Annotated in this window: 17 protein-coding genes; 9 read left to right on the forward strand and 8 right to left on the reverse strand. The window is 66.0% G+C overall.

All coding sequences use genetic code 11. The features are described 5' to 3' along the window. Nucleotides 1-19 precede the first annotated feature (19 nt). Both APT59_RS21445 and APT59_RS21450 read left to right on the forward strand, forming a co-directional pair. Nucleotides 20-778, forward strand: coding sequence for an SDR family oxidoreductase (locus APT59_RS21445; RefSeq protein WP_059316690.1), 759 nt, complete (start codon nt 20-22; stop codon nt 776-778). Between the two features lie 51 nt (nt 779-829). After that, nucleotides 830-1,363: a DUF924 family protein gene (locus tag APT59_RS21450; RefSeq protein ID WP_059316691.1), complete on the forward strand. Its 534-nt coding sequence runs from the start codon at nt 830-832 to the stop codon at nt 1,361-1,363. A gap of 70 nt (nt 1,364-1,433) precedes the next feature. Here APT59_RS21450 and APT59_RS21455 read toward each other — a convergent pair whose 3' ends face one another. Further along, nucleotides 1,434-2,099, reverse strand: a complete 666-nt coding sequence (locus APT59_RS21455; RefSeq protein ID WP_059316692.1) for a nucleoside/nucleotide kinase family protein — start codon at nt 2,097-2,099, stop codon at nt 1,434-1,436. A 269-nt stretch (nt 2,100-2,368) separates the two neighbouring features. Between APT59_RS21455 and APT59_RS21460 the strand changes: the two genes are divergently transcribed. After that, nucleotides 2,369-3,829: a YdgA family protein gene (locus tag APT59_RS21460; protein WP_059316693.1), complete on the forward strand. Its 1,461-nt coding sequence runs from the start codon at nt 2,369-2,371 to the stop codon at nt 3,827-3,829. 54 nt (nt 3,830-3,883) lie between these two features. On the opposite strand, the gene APT59_RS21465 is transcribed toward APT59_RS21460, so the two are convergent. The 5 genes from APT59_RS21465 to APT59_RS21485 form a co-directional block, all read right to left on the reverse strand. Beyond that, complete coding sequence (locus tag APT59_RS21465) at nt 3,884-5,845, reverse strand: DUF4105 domain-containing protein (protein WP_059316694.1); 1,962 nt, start codon at nt 5,843-5,845, stop codon at nt 3,884-3,886. Next, complete coding sequence (locus APT59_RS21470) at nt 5,842-6,162, reverse strand: DUF2388 domain-containing protein (RefSeq protein WP_059316695.1); 321 nt, start codon at nt 6,160-6,162, stop codon at nt 5,842-5,844. The genes APT59_RS21465 and APT59_RS21470 overlap by 4 nt, the downstream gene beginning before the upstream one ends. Nucleotides 6,163-6,196: 34 nt before the next feature. Beyond that, complete coding sequence (locus tag APT59_RS21475) at nt 6,197-6,496, reverse strand: DUF2388 domain-containing protein (protein ID WP_059316696.1); 300 nt, start codon at nt 6,494-6,496, stop codon at nt 6,197-6,199. 102 nt (nt 6,497-6,598) lie between these two features. Next, entirely contained in the window at nt 6,599-6,919 is a 321-nt protein-coding gene (locus tag APT59_RS21480) for a DUF2388 domain-containing protein (RefSeq protein ID WP_059316697.1), read from the reverse strand. A 73-nt stretch (nt 6,920-6,992) separates the two neighbouring features. After that, nucleotides 6,993-7,202, reverse strand: coding sequence for a DUF1127 domain-containing protein (locus tag APT59_RS21485; protein WP_059316698.1), 210 nt, complete (start codon nt 7,200-7,202; stop codon nt 6,993-6,995). 261 nt (nt 7,203-7,463) lie between these two features. On the opposite strand from APT59_RS21485, the gene argC reads away from it, so the two are divergent. Beyond that, nucleotides 7,464-8,417 carry an N-acetyl-gamma-glutamyl-phosphate reductase gene (argC, locus tag APT59_RS21490; RefSeq protein ID WP_059316699.1) on the forward strand — a complete coding sequence of 318 codons (954 nt, stop codon included), beginning with the start codon at nt 7,464-7,466 and terminating at the stop codon, nt 8,415-8,417. A 189-nt stretch (nt 8,418-8,606) separates the two neighbouring features. Here argC and yihA read toward each other — a convergent pair whose 3' ends face one another. Beyond that, the gene (yihA, locus tag APT59_RS21495; protein WP_059316700.1) at nt 8,607-9,245 is read right to left on the reverse strand and encodes a ribosome biogenesis GTP-binding protein YihA/YsxC; all 639 of its coding nucleotides are present in this window, start codon (nt 9,243-9,245) and stop codon (nt 8,607-8,609) included. A 202-nt stretch (nt 9,246-9,447) separates the two neighbouring features. On the opposite strand from yihA, the gene APT59_RS21500 reads away from it, so the two are divergent. From APT59_RS21500 to APT59_RS21510, 3 genes are all read left to right on the forward strand, one after another. Next, nucleotides 9,448-10,077: a thiol:disulfide interchange protein DsbA/DsbL gene (locus APT59_RS21500; protein WP_017639243.1), complete on the forward strand. Its 630-nt coding sequence runs from the start codon at nt 9,448-9,450 to the stop codon at nt 10,075-10,077. 177 nt (nt 10,078-10,254) lie between these two features. Beyond that, nucleotides 10,255-12,024 carry a GGDEF domain-containing protein gene (locus tag APT59_RS21505; protein ID WP_059316701.1) on the forward strand — a complete coding sequence of 590 codons (1,770 nt, stop codon included), beginning with the start codon at nt 10,255-10,257 and terminating at the stop codon, nt 12,022-12,024. 25 nt (nt 12,025-12,049) lie between these two features. Continuing rightward, on the forward strand, nt 12,050-12,835 hold the full coding sequence (locus APT59_RS21510; protein ID WP_059316702.1) for an N-acetylmuramoyl-L-alanine amidase: 786 nt from the start codon (nt 12,050-12,052) through the stop codon (nt 12,833-12,835). A 15-nt stretch (nt 12,836-12,850) separates the two neighbouring features. Here APT59_RS21510 and APT59_RS21515 read toward each other — a convergent pair whose 3' ends face one another. Beyond that, nucleotides 12,851-13,948, reverse strand: a complete 1,098-nt coding sequence (locus APT59_RS21515; protein ID WP_017639240.1) for a GlxA family transcriptional regulator — start codon at nt 13,946-13,948, stop codon at nt 12,851-12,853. Nucleotides 13,949-14,413: 465 nt separating this feature from the next. Between APT59_RS21515 and choX the strand changes: the two genes are divergently transcribed. Both choX and APT59_RS21525 read left to right on the forward strand, forming a co-directional pair. Beyond that, entirely contained in the window at nt 14,414-15,355 is a 942-nt protein-coding gene (choX, locus tag APT59_RS21520) for a choline ABC transporter substrate-binding protein (RefSeq protein ID WP_059316703.1), read from the forward strand. A 268-nt stretch (nt 15,356-15,623) separates the two neighbouring features. Continuing rightward, complete coding sequence (locus tag APT59_RS21525; protein ID WP_059316704.1) at nt 15,624-16,562, forward strand: choline ABC transporter substrate-binding protein; 939 nt, start codon at nt 15,624-15,626, stop codon at nt 16,560-16,562. Nucleotides 16,563-16,618 lie beyond the last annotated feature (56 nt).

Below are 16,618 nucleotides of genomic sequence, written 5' to 3' on the forward strand. Positions count from 1 at the left end.
TCCGCCCCAAGGATCGCCCATGACCACCACCCGCCCCATCGCCCTCGTCACCGGTGCCTCCCAGGGTATCGGCCGCGCCGTCGCCCTCGGCCTGCTCGCGGACGGTTTCCGCGTGGTCCTCGCAGCGCGCCGCGCCGAGCCCTTGGAAGCCCTGGTGGAAGAAGCCCGGCAGCAGGGTGGCGAAGCCCTGGCGGTCCCCTGCGACGTCACCGACGCCGCCAGCGTCGAGGCGCTCTTCGCCCGGATTCGGGACACCTATGGCCGTCTCGATCTGCTGTTCAACAACGCCGGCGTCGGCGCCCCGGCGGTGCCCATCGACGAGCTGGAACTGGATGCCTGGCACCGGGCAGTCAACACCAACCTCACCGGCGTCTTCCTCTGCAGCCGCGCCGCCTTCGCCCTGATGCGCGAGCAGTCGCCGCGTGGCGGGCGGATCATCAACAACGGCTCCATCTCGGCCCATACCCCGCGTCCCTTCAGCGCGCCCTATACCGCCACCAAGCACGCCGTGGCCGGTCTGACCAAGGCCCTGGCCCTGGATGGCCGCGCCTTCGACATCGCCTGCGGCCAGATCGACATCGGCAACGCCGCTACCGAGATGACCGAGCGCATGGCCAACGGCGTGCTCCAGGCCGACGGCAGTACCGCCGTGGAACCGCGCATGGACGTCAGGCACGTCGCCGACGCCGTCCGCTACATGGCCAGCCTGCCGCTGGACGCCAACGTCCAGACGCTGACGGTGATGGCGACCAAGATGCCCTACGTCGGTCGCGGCTGAGCGGTTCCACGTGGAACCCGATCAGGCCAACTCTTACCCGAGGAGTGCGACATGACCCCAGCGGACATGGTCACCTTCTGGCGCACCGCCGGGCGCCACCAATGGTTCAACGGTGGCGCCGCCTTCGACGCCAGCTGCCGTGCACGTTTCCAGGCAGCGCACCTTGCCGCCAGTCGCCGCGAGTTCGATGACTGGGCCACCAGCGCCGAAGGCGCCCTGGCCCTGTGCCTGTTGCTCGATCAGATCCCGCGCAACATCTTTCGTCACAGCGGCCATGCCTTCGCCACCGACGGCCTGGCCCTGAGCCATGCCCGGCAGGCGATCGAGGCCGGTCTGGACCTGCAGGTCGAACCCGAACTGCGAGCCTTCTGCTACCTGCCGTTCGAGCACTCCGAGGTGCTGGCCGACCAGCAGCGCTCGCTCGAATTGTTCGCGGCCCTGGGCATCGAGCACTACCTTCGCTACGCAAAGGCGCATCTGGAGGTGATCGTCCGCTTCGGTCGCTTTCCCCATCGCAATCGGGCGCTGGGCCGCATCAATACGCCGGACGAACAGGCCTGGCTGGATGCTGGTGGCGGTTTCTAACCAGGCCCTTACGGACGAGGCCCGCAACCCTGTCGGTCGGCAGGGAAGCAGACCTTTCGTCCTTGCCGGACTATAGGGCCGCCGCCCCGTCGCGCCACTCCACCACCAGATCCGCCCGTGCCCGATCGCCGTCGATCAGCTGTGCATTGGGCTCGTCGGTGCTGGCCACCCAGGCTTCGGCGTCTGCCCGGCTCCGGCCGAAGTGCATGTGCCGGGCGACCAGGCGTTCGCGACGCTCCTCGGGGTCGACGCGAACGTACCAGCACTCGTCGAACACCTCGGCGACATCGCTCCAGGGCGCCTGGGTCAGCAACAGGTAATTGCCCTCGCTGATCACCAGCTGGGTCTCGGCCGGCACTGGAATGGCGTTGGCGATAGGCTCCTCGATCTCGCGATTGAACAGCGGCGCATAGACGATTTCCCCGGCTACCGGCGTCTTGAGTCGCTTCAGCAGGGCGCGATAGCCCCGGGCGTCGAAGGTGTCCGGCGCCCCTTTGCGCTGAGCGCGTCCCAGGCGGGCCAACTCACGATTAGCCAGATGGTAGCCGTCCATGGGCACCACCACGGCGCGCTCGCCCAGCGCCGCCGCCAGCAGCTCGGCCACGGTCGACTTGCCCGCACCCGGGGTGCCGGCGATGCCCAGCAGGCGGCGTCCGCCCTGGGCCAGCAGCGCCTCGGCGCGGGCCAGGAGTTCGGCGGGTAGTTGCAAGCCCGCTACCGGACGCTGACTGCTCATGCTGGCACCCCCGGCAGCAAGACGGTAGCGAAGACAGGCAGGCATGGGAGAGCAGTCATGGCGGATGTTCCGGCAATGGGGATCGCGGCACGCTAGCACCCACCGGAGCGGCCGTCGACTCGGGGGATGCGCCGGCGGAAAGCGATCACAGTCGGCACCCCATTCGACCGGATGGCCGAGTGCCCCCTCGGCATCCGCCCAAGGCTCTCGTACACTCCGCCTCCACTCGGCGCGGGTTGCTGCGCTACCTACAAAGGGATTTGGTCTCCATGAAGAAGCCGCTACTTACCACCCTCGCCGGACTGGTCCTGGTCGCCGTCGGCACCGCCGTGGGGGGCGCCTGGTACACCGGCACCCGGCTGGAAAGCGAATTGCGCCAGGCCGCGAGCCAGGCCCAGGTGGCCCTGCAGGCGCAACTGCCCGAGTACCCCTTGCAGCTCCAGCTGGTCGAGCTGCAGCGCGGTGTGTTCAGCAGCACCGCCACCTTCAGCCTGACGGTGCAGGCCGAGGATCGACCGCCGGTGGAGGTGCTGCGGCTGCAGGACGACATCCAGCATGGCCCCTTCCCGCTGACCCGCCTCAAGTCCCTGCAGCTGGCGCCGGTCATGGCGGTCAACCGCTTCACCCTGGCGCGCACGCCGGTCACGGCCGATCTCTTCACCCTGGCCAAGGGCGCCGAACCCGTACAGCTCGACGCCACCCTGGGCTACGACCGCGGGGTGGACGGCGGCCTGACCCTGGCCGCCCTGCACCTGGACCAGCCCCAGGGCGCGGTGGCCTTCTCCGGCCTGAACGCTACCTTCCACACCGACATGGAGGCCAGCCGGCTACGCCTGGACAGTTCAGTGGGGCAATTCAGCCTCAACGTCCGCACCCCCGACGGCTGGGCCAAGCTAGAGACCGAAGGCTTCGCCCTGACCGGCGACAATCGCCGCAATGCCGATGGCTTCTGGCTAGGCCCAGGCCAGCTGCGGCTGACACGCCTGTTGCTGGCCATGCCCGGCAAGCCGGCGGTCGAACTGCAGGATCTGCAGCTGCGTGGCGATACCCAGCAACAGGGCCAGCAGCTGTCCGGGACAATCGACGCCAGCCTCGGCCGGCTCGACGTCGCCGGCCAGACCCTGGGCAAGGCGACCCTGAGCGGGCGCTACACCAACCTCGACAGCCCCGCCCTGGCCCAGCTCAACGCCTTGCTGCAGCACCTGCAGCTGGATGCCGAAGAGGGTCTCGATCCCACCACCCAGGCCACGCTGCGGCAGCACCTCAATGATGTGCTCGCGGCTCGGCCGCACCTGGTGGTGGATGATCTGCGCCTCCACACCCCCAGCGGCAGCAGCCATCTGCGCCTGGACCTGACCCTGGACAAGCCGACGACCTTCGATCTGCCACCGGAGCAGCTCACTGCCCAGCTGCTGTCTCGGCTTGATGCTCGCCTGTCGGTCGCACGCGGTAGCCTGGTGGATGGCGTCCTCTTTCAGGCCGGTGCTCAGCGCACGCAGCCGGCGATGCAGCAACAGGCCCAGGCCACTGCCGAAGCCCTGGCCGGCATCGGCCTGAACAGCGGCCTGCTCAAGGCCGAAGGCGACGACCTGGTGGCTACCCTGGCCTATGCCGCGGGCCGCTTGACGCTCAACGGCCAGGAGGTGCCACCGGAACAGCTGCTGGCCCTGCTGGAGCGCCCGCAGCCGGCGGCCCCGACGCCACCCCAGGGCAAGACACCGAAGCGATAAGCGCGGCAGGTAGGTTGGGTTGAGCGCAGCGAAGCCCAACAGGCCCCAACCGCCCTACTTCAGCTCCAGCCCACCGCTGGCCTTGTTCAGCTCGCGCAAGTGCTTGCCGAGCAGATCCAGGTTGGCTTCGGTCAGGTCCAGGCCGTCGCGGGCCTCCGGCGAGAGCAGCTGCCGGACCTCGTTGTTGAGCGTATCCCTGAGGCTGCGCAGATGGGCCTGGCGCTTCTGGCTCTCGGCAGTCAGCTGTTCCCACTCGCCCGGTTGCGGCAGGCCGTAGCCGTCGGTGCCCAGCAGCTCGGCCGGGCGGCTCAGGTAGCCGCTGTCCTTGAGGATCTGCTCCAGGGCGCCACCGGCCTTGCCGAAGCGCGCCTTGTCCACGGCATCCTGACCCAGGTAGCGATCCTTGAGCTCGGTCTGCGCCTGCAGCAGCGCCCGGCGATAGGCCGCTTGCTCCAGCAGCAGCAAGGCGGCGCTGGCGCGCAGGTCGGCGCGCTGGAATTGCTCGCGACGCTGCTGCGGGGTCTGCGCCAGCCAGGCCTCGACGTCCGCCTGGGGCAGGTTCAGGCGCTCCCTGGCCACCTTGAACATGGCCTGGAAGCGTTCGCGGAAGCTGTCGAAGCGATAGCCCAGCCGCAGCGCCTCGCGCGGATCATCCAGCACCGAGGTGTCCACCAGGTCCTTGAACCTGAGCGCATCCATGAGTCCGGTGGGGGTGATGACATCGAGCTGGGCATCGGCCAGACGCGGCACGCCGTCGTGCAACAGCTTGAAGGTTTCCACCGCGCAGTTGTTAGTGACGAAGTAGTACTGGCCGTCATAGCTCCAGTGCACCTGGGCGGTGCGTTCGAGAAAATCGGCGATCTCCGGGCGGGTCAGCTTGAGCGGCACCGATTGCAGGCCGCGCAGCTCCACCTTGGTGTACTCGTCCACCACCTGGGCCAGCGGCAGCACGAACAGCCGCGAGGGGTAGGAGCCGGTCAGGCCACGCCAGCTGGAGAGCTGGACGTCGTTGACGAAGGCCCGGAACGACAGCACCAGGTGGTATTGCAGGTCCAGCCGGCAATCCGGGCCGCGTGGCCGACCGGGGGCGCAGACCACCAAGCGCAGCATGCTGTGGCCCCAGCGGCTCATGACTTTTTCGTTGCCCTCGGCCAGCAGGTAGTCGACCGCATAGACCCGCTCCGGATCGAGCCAACCCAGGGGCGCCTCGCCGAAGTCGTTGCCGGCGTTGAGATAGGGATAGCGACCCGGACAGGCATCGTGCGCCGGTGACCAGCCGAAGTGCTCGGCGAAGTAGCGCTGCAGCGCCGGCCGGCGACAGGCGTAGCTGGGATCGAGCAGGAAATACTCCATGTTCACCGCCACGAATTCCTTCGGGTTGGTGACTTCATAGAGATCGGGACTGCGCGCGATAAAGAGGTTCTTCGACTCGCGATTGCCGTGCTTGCGCGTCTTCACCTGCCAGCCGGCCAGGTCCAGCAACCGTGGATCATCGGACAGGGTATAGCTGCGCCCGGCCTGGCCCTGGCATTTCACCGGCAACTGGTCGGAAGTCAGCCCCAGGCCGCCGCAGGACAGGATCAGCTGGCGCTGCTCGGGCGTCCAGACGCGCTCGCGGTCATAGAAGTGGGTCAGCTCATGCAGCACCGTGGCCAGCAGCTCGCGGTGCTGGGTGCCATGGGGTCGACCGGTCTGGATGCGGGTGTCGCTGCCGTCCACCAGACTGGGCAGCAGGCGGCGATTGAGCAGCAGATTGCGCCGATCCGCCTCGCCATAGGCTTCTTTCAGCAGCTCGCTGCTCCAGCGCACCGGAATGCGTTCGTCGAGCGCCGCCTTGAATTTGGGTGGCAGCAACGCCTGGGCCTCATCCAGCAACTGCTGGGTGGCCTGGATCTGCGCGGGCGTCAGGCCCTGGGTGTCGAGTTCGAGGTGCAGGGCGGCCTGAGCCCCACCGAGGGCCAGGCCGGCCGCGAGGCCAGCCAGCCACTGCCGCAGCCGGCCGGCGCGGTTCTTCACAGCGCCAGGATGGCCTGAGCCAGCTGCAGGTCGTTGGCCTGACGCGCGGCCGGGAACTGGTCGCGCAGGCTGCGGAAGGCTTCTTCCAGCTGCACGCCGCGGATGTCGCCGTCGGTGGCGACAAAGCTGGCGGCATCGCCACGGGCAGCCTGGACCACCTTGGCGTCACGGATGGAGGTGGTGGTGTCGGAAGTGAAGTCGATGCTGCGCTGCAGCGCCCGCACCACGATGTTACTGGTGGCCACCAGGGTCTGGGCCTGAGCCAGGCTCGAAACGCCCAAGGTCAGGGCAGCGGCGATAAGCAGGGAACGGCGCATGGATACTCCAGGGATGTCACGGAATTGAAACGGACTACTGACTCAGAATGGCCTGGGCGAGTTCCCGGTCGGAAGCGTGCAACCCAGGATCGGCCGCGCGCAGGGCTCTTAAGGTTTCTTCCAGCTGAGCGCCGCGCAGGGCGCCGTCGGTGGCGACGAAAGCCGCGGCATCGTCACGGGCCGCCAGGACCAGTTTGTTCTGGAAGGGGCCGGTGGTGAGCTGGCTGGTGCCGTAGATGGTCTTGACCAGACCTTCGGTGGTGGAGTCGAACGCCAGAACCGGCGTGGCAAGACAGAGCCCGAGCAACAGCCCGGCAGAACGGCGGAAATACATGGATGACGACCCTCCGGTGGCAGATGGTCGCCAAGGCTAACGCAGCCCCCCGCTCCGGGCTAGCAGACAGGCGGCGCAGGGGGTATTTCGTGGTGTTGCGGTCTAGATCGCCAGGATCGCCTGAGCCAGCTGGTCGTCGCTGGCCTGACGCAGTTCTGGCGCCTGGCTGCGCAGGTGGTCCAGCGCCGCTTCCAAACGTACACCGCGGATGTCACCGGAGCTGCCGACGAAGCTGGCCGCATCGTCGCGGGCGTCCAGCACCAGCTTGTCGTTCTTGAAGGACCCGGTGATGGACGACGTCGTATCAGAGGTCGCATCGATGGCGTTGACGATGATGTCGGTGGTGACATAGAAGCTCGACGCCGACGCGGCGGTGGACAGGCAGAACAGCGCCGCAGCGGCGCTCAGGTGCAAGGTTTTCATGGGTGGCTCCCGTCTGGATATGCCTGAGTGAGACTACTGCCAGCCGGCGGAAGTCTCACCTCGCCGCATAATTTCACTCCTGCCAGAAGGACTTGCTTCCTTCCCGATACTGATCGGCCAGGTTCAAGCCCAGATCGCCCAGCGCTCGGGGATCCAGCCGCTGCAGTTGGCGACGGCCGATCGATCGTCGCCGCCAGCGGGCGAAGAGCTGCAACAGTCGGCGAAAGCCGCGACAGCAGACCAGAGACCGCACGGGGGCAGAACTGAAGGTCAGGGGATCCATGGCGCATTCCGGTGTAGTGGCAGGAAGACTCCAGCTTCGCCGCCACAGGCAGAGCAGACCACTTACAGCTATGGAACACTGTATCCGTACAAAACTTGCCAATTTGGATCTGTACCTCTATCAATCAGGGAGAGGACGCTGGCGCGTCCGGCTGCGCTGGTCTGACAGGCCCTGGCTGTAACCCTGACCTCCGGCGTATGCCTGCTGTGCCCGAGTCGCTACAATCGATGCTTTCAGCGCCCATCCGCGAGAGGCACCGCCATGAGCTTCAAAGTTTTCGTCGACGGCCAGGAAGGCACCACCGGCCTGCGCCTGCTGGACTATCTGACCGGCCGTTCGGATATCGAGCTGCTGCGCATCGACGAGAGCAAGCGCAAGGACCCGGCCGAGCGTGCGCGCTTCCTCAATGCCGCCGATGTGGCCTTCCTCTGCCTGCCCGATGCCGCCTCCCGGGAAGCGGTCAGCCTGGTGACCAATCCGAACACCTGCATCATCGACGCCAGCACCGCCTTCCGCACCGACAGCGGCTGGACCTACGGCCTGCCCGAACTCGCTCCCGGGCAACGCGAGGCGCTGCGCGCCAGCAAGCGCATCGCCAACCCGGGCTGCCACGCCAGCGCCTTCATCCTGCTGGCTCGCCCGCTGGTGGATGCCGGCCTGCTGGCCCCGGAAACCCCGCTGTCGGCCTTTTCCCTGACCGGCTACAGCGGCGGCGGCAAGCAGATGATCGCCGCCTACGAAGCCGGCGGCGATGCACGCCTGCAGAGCCCGCGTCCCTATGCCATGGGCCAGGGCCACAAGCACCTGCCGGAAATGCGCGTGCAGAGCGGCCTGGCCGCCGCGCCGGTGTTCAGCCCCATCGTCGGTCCCTTCCTCAAGGGCCTGGCAGTCACTATCCCCCTGCACGCCAGCCAGTTGCGTCCCGGCACCACGGCGGCCGACCTGCAGGCGGCGCTGGCCCGGCACTATGATGGCGAAGCCTTCATTCGCGTGGCGTCGGTAGCGGCCGAGGAGGAACTGGACAATGGCTTCTTCGACGTCCAGGCCAGCAACGACACCAACCGCGCCGATCTTTTCGTCTATGGCAATGCCGAGCGGATGACGCTGGTAGCGCGCCTCGACAACCTGGGCAAGGGCGCGGCCGGTGCCGCCGTTCAGTGCATGAACGTACACCTAGGGGTCGACGAGGGCCTGGGACTCGCCAGCGGCCGCTAGTCAGGGCGCCGGCTTTCTTCCCGGGTAGGGCGAACCTTTCTCAAGGCGCCCCGTCTGAATTGCTGAACGGTTCGGATAACCGTTCAGCTCCTTTGCTGTTTAGTGTTGGCAGATGCTGGACCCCTGCTTTGGCGGTCCAGTCTTGAACTCCGGACTTCTCCCCTCCCCCGATGGAAGTCCGGAGTTTTTTTATGCCTCGGCGACGGGCTCGTCGAGCCCCAGCCAGCCGGCCAGCACCCGCTGCGCATCTTCCACGCCCTGGCGCTTGGGCGCCGAGAACAGCTGGATACTGGCGGTATCGCCCCAGCCCTGACGTATTTCACGTTGCACCTTGAGCAGGGCATTCTTCTGCGCGCCGAAGGCCAGCTTGTCGGCCTTGGTCAGCAGGATGTGCAGCGGCATGGAGCTGGCCTGGGCCCAGTCCAGCATCAGGCGGTCGAACTCGGTCAGCGGATGGCGGATGTCCATCATCAGCACCACGCCACTGAGCGAATTGCGGCTGCTCAGATAGGCCTCCAGGTGCTCCTGCCAGTGCTGCTTGAGCGGGATCGGTACCTTGGCGTAGCCATAGCCGGGCAGGTCCACCAGGCGCCGCTCCTCGTCGAGGCTGAAGAAGTTGAGCAGCTGGGTGCGCCCCGGCGTCTTGGAGGTACGCGCCAGGTTGGCATGGGTCAGGGTGTTGAGCGCGCTGGACTTGCCGGCGTTGGAGCGACCGGCGAAGGCCACTTCCAGGCCGCTGTCGAACGGGCACTGATCGACCTTGGCGGCGCTGATGAGAAAGGACGCCTGCTGGCACAGACCGACGATGGGATTCTTGAAGCTGGACATGGGGGTACTCGCGAGCGCGCGGCAAAGCCAGCAGTATATCGGATGCGCCGGACGAGAGCCTTGCCCGCCGGCAACCTGAACGAAGCCTGAACATGGCCGGCCTCGGCCGCTCTGGCGACTAGGCGCGGCGATGCACCCGGCTACAATGCCCGCAATCCGTCATGCCCGGTTGGTGGGCGTGCCTTCTTCCAGGAGTAGTCCCATGCGCAACCTGCTTTTCTCCGCCGTGTTCGCCGCCGCCAGTCTGTTCGGCGCGGCCGCCCATGCCGACGACATCCAGGCCGGCAAGCAGTACACCGAACTGAGCAGTCCGGTTCCGGTGTCCGAGCCCGGCAAGATCGAAGTGGTTGAGCTGTTCTGGTACGGCTGCCCGCACTGCTACGCCTTCGAACCCACCCTCAACGCCTGGTCCAAGAAGCTGCCCGACGACGTTACCTTCAAGCGCGTGCCGGCCATGTTCGGTGGCGTCTGGAACGTCCACGGTCAGCTGTTCGTGACCCTGGAAGCCATGGGCGTGGAAGCCAAGGTGCATGACGCCGTCTTCGCCGCCATCCACAAGGAACACAAGAAGCTCGCCACCCCCGAAGAGATGGCCGACTTCCTCGCCACCCAGGGCGTGGATCGCGACAAGTTCCTTAGCACCTACAATTCCTTCGCCGTGAAGGGTCAGGTGGAAAAGGACAAGAAACTGGCCATGGCCTATCAGATCACCGGCGTGCCGACCATGGTGGTCAATGGCAAGTACCGCTTCGACCTGGGCTCCTCGGGTGGTCCGGACGAGACCCTGAAGGTCGCCGACTTCCTGATCCAGAAAGAACGCGCCGCCAAGTAATACCCCGCCGCCGCCGCGTCCTGCGGCGGCGGCTCCTCAGTTCGTCCCTCTCAAGCGGCCTCCGGTCGTCCTGCTCAAACTTTCGCCGAAACCGCCGATACCCTAGCGACTATCAAGTGGGCTGGCCGCCTTGTCGCGCCTGCCTGCTGGCCACCCTCAAGCCTCTGGAGCAGGCGGATGGAGCGCGCGGACGTCGAACGCTGGAAAAGCAAATACCTGGAAAGCCTCGAGAACCTCGAACGCCTGGAAAGCCGGTGGGAAAACCGCCTGGATCTGGTGCGTCGTGGTCTCGTGCGCAGCAGCCTGGCCGCCGAAGGCAACGACGCGGCGGTGGACGCCTGCCTGGTGGAATTGCGTGACATCCTCCGCCGTGACGACAGCGACGCCGACCTCGCCAAGCTGATTCCGCGCCTGGAGCGCACCGTACTCGATTCCGAGCAGCGTCGGGAACTGCGTGCACGCCAAGTGGCCGACGCCTTCGCCGAACTCTGCCGCCTGTTGCAGACCCTGGAGCTGCCGCGCGATCTGCGCAAGGCCCTCAAGAGCTTCGCCAAGCGCGCCCAGGCCGCTGCCGGCCAACCGGGCGAACTGCCCGCGCTGCTGGGAGAGTTCAGCCGTCTGCAGCAACAGGCCCTGAACCAGCTGCACCCCGAGCAGCCCGCCCGCGCCGGCTTCCTGCAGCGGCTGCTGGGCGGTCGGGGCGAGTCCGCGGAAGAAGCGCCACGGGCGCCGAGTCCGATAGCGGAAGAGCCCCCGGCAGCAGCGACGCCAGAAGCCCTGGCAACGCCCGAACACTTGCCGCCGGTCGAGGTTGTGCCCGCTGCACCGTCTGCAACCGCCATCGAGCCCCTGGCGACCCAGGCCGATCCGGCCTATGCCCTGCCTCCCGTTCCCGAGCCGGGCTACAGCGCCATCGCCCCGCACCTGGAAGCCACCCTGCTACGGCTGCTCGACGATCTGGCCCTGCCCGATAGCCACAAGCCCCAGGCCGAACACCTGCGCCAGCGGATCCAGGGCAGCCTGAACTGGTACGAACTCGTCCCGGTGCTCGACGACCTGTCGGTGCTGGTGCTGGCCCTCAACCATTCCGGGCAGAGCGAATTCCAGCTCTACCTGCGCCGCCTCAACGAACGTCTCGCCGCCTTTCAGAGCGGCCTGCAGGACGTCCACGAGCAGCGTCAGGACGGCCAGACCCAGGAGCGCGCCTTTGGCGAAGTCCTGCGCGGTCAGGTCAACGACCTGCAGAGCGAGGTGCAGGACGCCACCGACCTGGACAGCCTCAAGCTGTCTCTGGATAGTCGCCTGGAAGGCCTGCTGGCCAGCCTGGCCGAGCAGCAGACCCAGCGCGAGACTCGTGAACAGGAGGCCAGCGACCAGCTCAGCGCCCTCACCGAGCGCGTCGCCGGCATGGAACGCGAAGCCAAGCAGTATCGCGGCCACCTGGAAGAACAGCGGCTGAAGGCCCTCTGCGACCCGCTCACGGGGCTGCCCAACCGCGCCGCCTGGAGCGAGCGCCTGGACCTGGAGGTAGCCCGCTGGCAACGCCATGGCGGCGACCTGCTCATGGCCGTGCTCGACGTCGATCTGTTCAAGCGCATCAACGACGGATACGGCCACCTGGCTGGCGACAAGGTGCTCAAGATCATCGCCAACGAATTGCAACGCCGCCTGCGCAAGACCGACTTCATCGCCCGCTTCGGGGGCGAGGAGTTCGTCGTGCTACTGGGCGCCACGCCCCTTGCCGGCGGGGTCACCCTGATCGAGCAACTCCGCGCCGCGGTCGCGGCCTGCCCCTTCCATTTCAAGGGTGAACGGGTGGTGGTCACCCTGTCCGCCGGTCTTGCCGCCTTTGCGCCAGGCGAGGATGCCGATACCGTATTCGAACGTGCCGACCAGGCGCTCTACCGCGCCAAGCGCGCCGGACGCGATCGCCTGGACGTGGCCTGACCCTTCCGCCGTTCGCGAGGTAACCGTGCGAAATCCCTTCAAGCTCCTTCCCTGGCTGCTCTGCGGCCTGCTCCTGGCCGGCTGCTCCAGCGGTCCGCGCATCAATGACGACTACACCGCTCGCGACCAGGACAGCCGGGTGCAATACATCGTGCTGCACTACACCGCGGCCGGCTCGCAGCAATCGCTCAAGCTGCTGACCCAGGCCGGCGTCAGTGCCCACTACCTGATCGACACCGATGGCACCATCTATCGCCTGGTGGACGAAAATCGCCGCGCCTGGCACGCCGGCGTCAGCGAATGGGAGGGGCGGACCTGGCTCAACTCCACCTCCATCGGCATCGAGATGGTCAACCTGGGCTTTCGCGACACCCCGGCCGGACGCCAGTGGTATCCCTTCAGCGAAGCCCAGATCAAGGCACTGATTCCGCTGCTCAAGGACATCGAACAACGCCATGGACTGGATCGCCGCGCTATCGTCGGGCACAGCGACATCGCTCCTGGGCGCAAGCAGGATCCGGGTCCGCTGTTTCCCTGGGCTCGTCTGGCCGCGGCGGGCCTGATCAACTGGCCGGATCAGAACGTGGTCGCTCAGCGCCAGGCCAGCCTGGGCGGCGTGTTGCCGCCTCCGGCCTGGTTCCAGGATCAACTGGCACGAATTGGTTACGCGGTACCCCGCACTGGCGTGCTCGACCAGGGCACCCGCGATGTCATCGGCGCCTTCCAGATGAAGTACCGGCCAGGCCGTTTCGACGGCCAGCCGGATCTGCAGACGGCGGCGTTGCTGCTCAGCCTGCCCAGCGGTCGCTAGGCGCTGTGAGGCGGCTTACAGCCGCACGCTGGCAAAGGTGGATTCGCCCTGGGCCTGGCTCAGGGCGGCCAGTGCCGAAGACGCCGGCATCAGCGACAGCTCCTGGGACAGCGGCATCAGCGCGATGGGCTGCTGGATGGTCGGTCCCTGACGCTCGTCGCGCGGCGGAATGCCGAAGTACTCGCGGTAGCACTTGGAGAAGTGCGGGGTGGAGACGAAGCCGCACACCGAGGCCACCTCGATGATCGACAGGGTGGTCTGCTTGAGCAGCTGCCGGGCGCGGATCAGGCGCAGCTTGAGGTAGTAGCGCGACGGCGAGCAGTGCAGGTACTTCTGGAACAGGCGCTCCAGCTGGCGCCGGGACACATCCACATAGACCGCCAGCTCGTCGAGATCGATGGGCTCTTCGAGATTAGCCTCCATCAGCGCCACGATCTCCTGCAGCTTGGGCTGGTTGGTGCCCAGCATGTGCTTGAGCGGGACGCGCTGGTGATCCTGCTCGTTGCGGATGCGCTCGTAGATGAACATTTCCGAGATCGCCGCCGACAGCTCACGACCATGCTCGCGACCGATCAGGTGCAGCATCATGTCCATCGGCGCCGTGCCGCCCGAAGCGGTGCAGCGGTTGCGGTCGATGGTGAACAGGCGGGTGCTGAGCACCACGCGCGGATAGGCTTCCTGCAGCGCTGCCAGGGTTTCCCAGTGCACGCTGCAATCGTAACCGTCGAGCAGGCCGGCGCGGGCCAGGGCCCAGCTGCCAGTACAGACCGCGCCCAGTTTGCGACCTTGACGCGCCTGGCTCTGCAGCCAGGTGCAGTGTTCGCGAGACACGCTGCGCTGGATGCCCACGCCGCCACAGACGATCACCATGTCCATTGCCGGGGCGGCGCTCACGGCGCTGTCCGGGGTGATCTGCAAGCCGTCGCTCGCCCGCACCGGCCGACCGTCCAGGCTCAGGGTGCACCAGCGATAGAGTTCCCGTCCTGACAGCTGATTGGCCATGCGCAGCGGCTCCACGACCGAAGCCAGGGAGATGAGCGTGAAATTATCCAGTAGCAGAAAGCCGATGGACTGGATCGCACGGGCCTGTGACGAGGTGGGAATGGGCGACATGGTTTGAATCTCCTTCACGCAGGCTAAGGCCCTTGGCTGGGCTCTAATGAGGTGCGGCAGACGACTGTGGGCGAAGAATGTGTCGCGGACGCATAAGTCATGTCGCAATTCCCATGCCGAAAATAGGTGAACCCAGTGACGACGAGGCTGTCTGGGCCGAATAACCCATTCAGCAGCAGCCAATAGCCTTGATTAGATAGGTTTTTTAATTACGACCCTTCTGATCCGAGACCGACCTCTGGGCAGTAGCACTTCGCCGCATGTATTCCATTGGTAACACCAGGACGTAACCGGCCCGCGCCAAAATGTGGCATGGCGACTCAGTGGGCACAGTCGTAGGTCAGCCGATCGACCGTTTGTCGCCCCTCTGGTGACACATGGCGAAAAGCCAGTAAAGCCCGGGCTAGACGGACCGGTACGTGCAACGGTCAGGCCCCTCACCGTCGCGATCCGTTGGAGTCCAGGATGAAGATCTCCCAAGCGCTGTGGCTGTCCGGCCTGTTGCTGTGCTCGGCTGCGCAGGCAACAAGCGAACCCGAAAGCTGCCATGAGGTACGTCTGGCCGATGTCGGCTGGTCGGATCTCAATGTCACCAACGCCATGACCCGCTATCTGCTCAGCGCCTTGGGTTACGAGACCGAGGTGCTGCGACTTTCCCTGCCGCAGACCTACGAAGCCCTGGCCAGGAACGAGGCCGATGTCTTCCTTGGCAACTGGATGCCCGCCCAGACCAAACTCAGCCAGGCCTATATCGATGGCGGCACGCTCGAACGCCTGCACGCCAACCTGGAAGGTGCTCGCTACACCCTGGCCGTGCCCCAGTACGTCTATGACGCCGGGGTGAAGAACGTCGCCGATATCGCCCGCTACGCTAATCGCTTCGGCCACACCCTCTACGGCATCGAGCCGGGCAACGATGGCAATGCCCTGCTCAAGAAGATGATCGCCAACAACGCCTTTGGCCTGGGCGGCTTCACCCTCGACGAATCCAGCGAACAGGGCATGCTGGCCCAGGTGCGGATGAAAGAGCTGCTGGACCGGCAGTGGATCGTCTTTCTCGGCTGGGAACCGCACCCGATGAACATCCGGCACAAGCTGGCCTATCTCGATGGCGGTGACGACTACTTCGGCCCCCATCAGGGCGGTGCCACGGTCTACACGGTGGTGCGCAAGGGCTATGCCCAGCAGTGCCCCAACGTGGCCCGGCTGCTGGGCAACCTGGTGTTTTCCCTGGACATGGAAAACCAGCTGATGGACAGGGTGCTCAACGAAAAGGACAACCCGCGCCGCGCCGCGCGCCTTTGGCTACAGCGCAATCCCGAGCAGCTCGAAACCTGGCTCAAGGGCGTTGTCACCCGCGGCGGAACTCCTGGCAACCTGGCGATCAAGGCCAGTCTGGCCCAGTGACCATCCACCTTGGAACGCTCGCCAACACCTCTGGCCTGGGTTTTACCGCACGAGCCCGTGTAGCCGGCGGACCAACCGATGCGCTCTGCCGCAACCGCCGCGAAAGCGCCCTGGACCCCATGCTGGATACGACATTTCCGCTTCTGGTTACGACGCCGCGTACACTGGTAGCGACGCAGGCGGTAGGCGCGCCTGGGGGGATGAGTTACAGATAAATACACGTGGGGCGCACCGAAAGGTACCCCACCAAACGCAAGGAGATGTGTCCATGAAAGGTTGTTCCCGTTGGCTCTGGAGTGCCGCCCTGCTGGCGCCACTTTTTGTTCAGGCAGCCGAGCCGGCCTCTTGTGCCAAGGTACGCTTCGCGGATGTCGGCTGGACCGACATCACGGTAACCACGGCCGTGACCAGCGAGGTGCTGCACGCCCTGGGCTACCAGACCACGACCAACATGATCTCCGTACCGGTCACCTATAAGTCCTTGCAGAACAAGGACATAGACGTCTTTCTCGGCAACTGGATGCCGAGCATGGCAGCGGACATCAAGCCCTATGCGGACAATGGCAGCGTCGAGACCGTACGCGCCAACCTGGAGGGCGCCAAGTACACCCTGGCCGTCCCCCAGTACGTCTATGACGCCGGGGTCAAGAGCTTCGCCGACATCGCCAAGAATGCCGACAAGTTCGACGGCAAGATCTACGGCATAGAGCCGGGCAACGACGGCAACCGCCTGATCCAGGGCATGATCGACAAGAATGCCTTCGACCTGGGCAAGTTCAAGCTGGTGGAGTCCAGCGAGGCCGGGATGCTGTCGCAGATCCAGCGCGCCGAGCGACGCAAGCAGTGGGTGGTATTCCTCGGCTGGGAACCCCATCCGATGAACACCCGCTTCAAGATGGCCTACCTCCAGGGCGGCGACGACGTCTTCGGCCCCAACTACGGCGGCGCCACCATCTACACCAATGTGCGCAAGGGCTACGTCCAGGAATGCTCCAACGTGGGCAAGCTGCTGACCAACCTGTCCTTTACCCTGGACATGGAAAACCAGCTGATGGACAAGGTCCTCAACGAAAAACAATCCGCGAGCGCGGCCGCCAAGGTGTGGCTCAAGGCGCATCCGCAGGTGCTCGACCAGTGGCTGGCCGGCGTGACCACACGCGACGGCAAGCCTGCGCTAGAAGCGGCCAAAGCCGCCTTGGCACCCTGACGGAACAATAACATTCGACTGTCCCGCGCCACTTCGGGCGGGTACTGCCACAGCCG

Origin of the sequence: Pseudomonas oryzihabitans (genome assembly GCF_001518815.1) — a bacterium.
Lineage (GTDB): Bacteria > Pseudomonadota > Gammaproteobacteria > Pseudomonadales > Pseudomonadaceae > Chryseomonas > Chryseomonas oryzihabitans_E.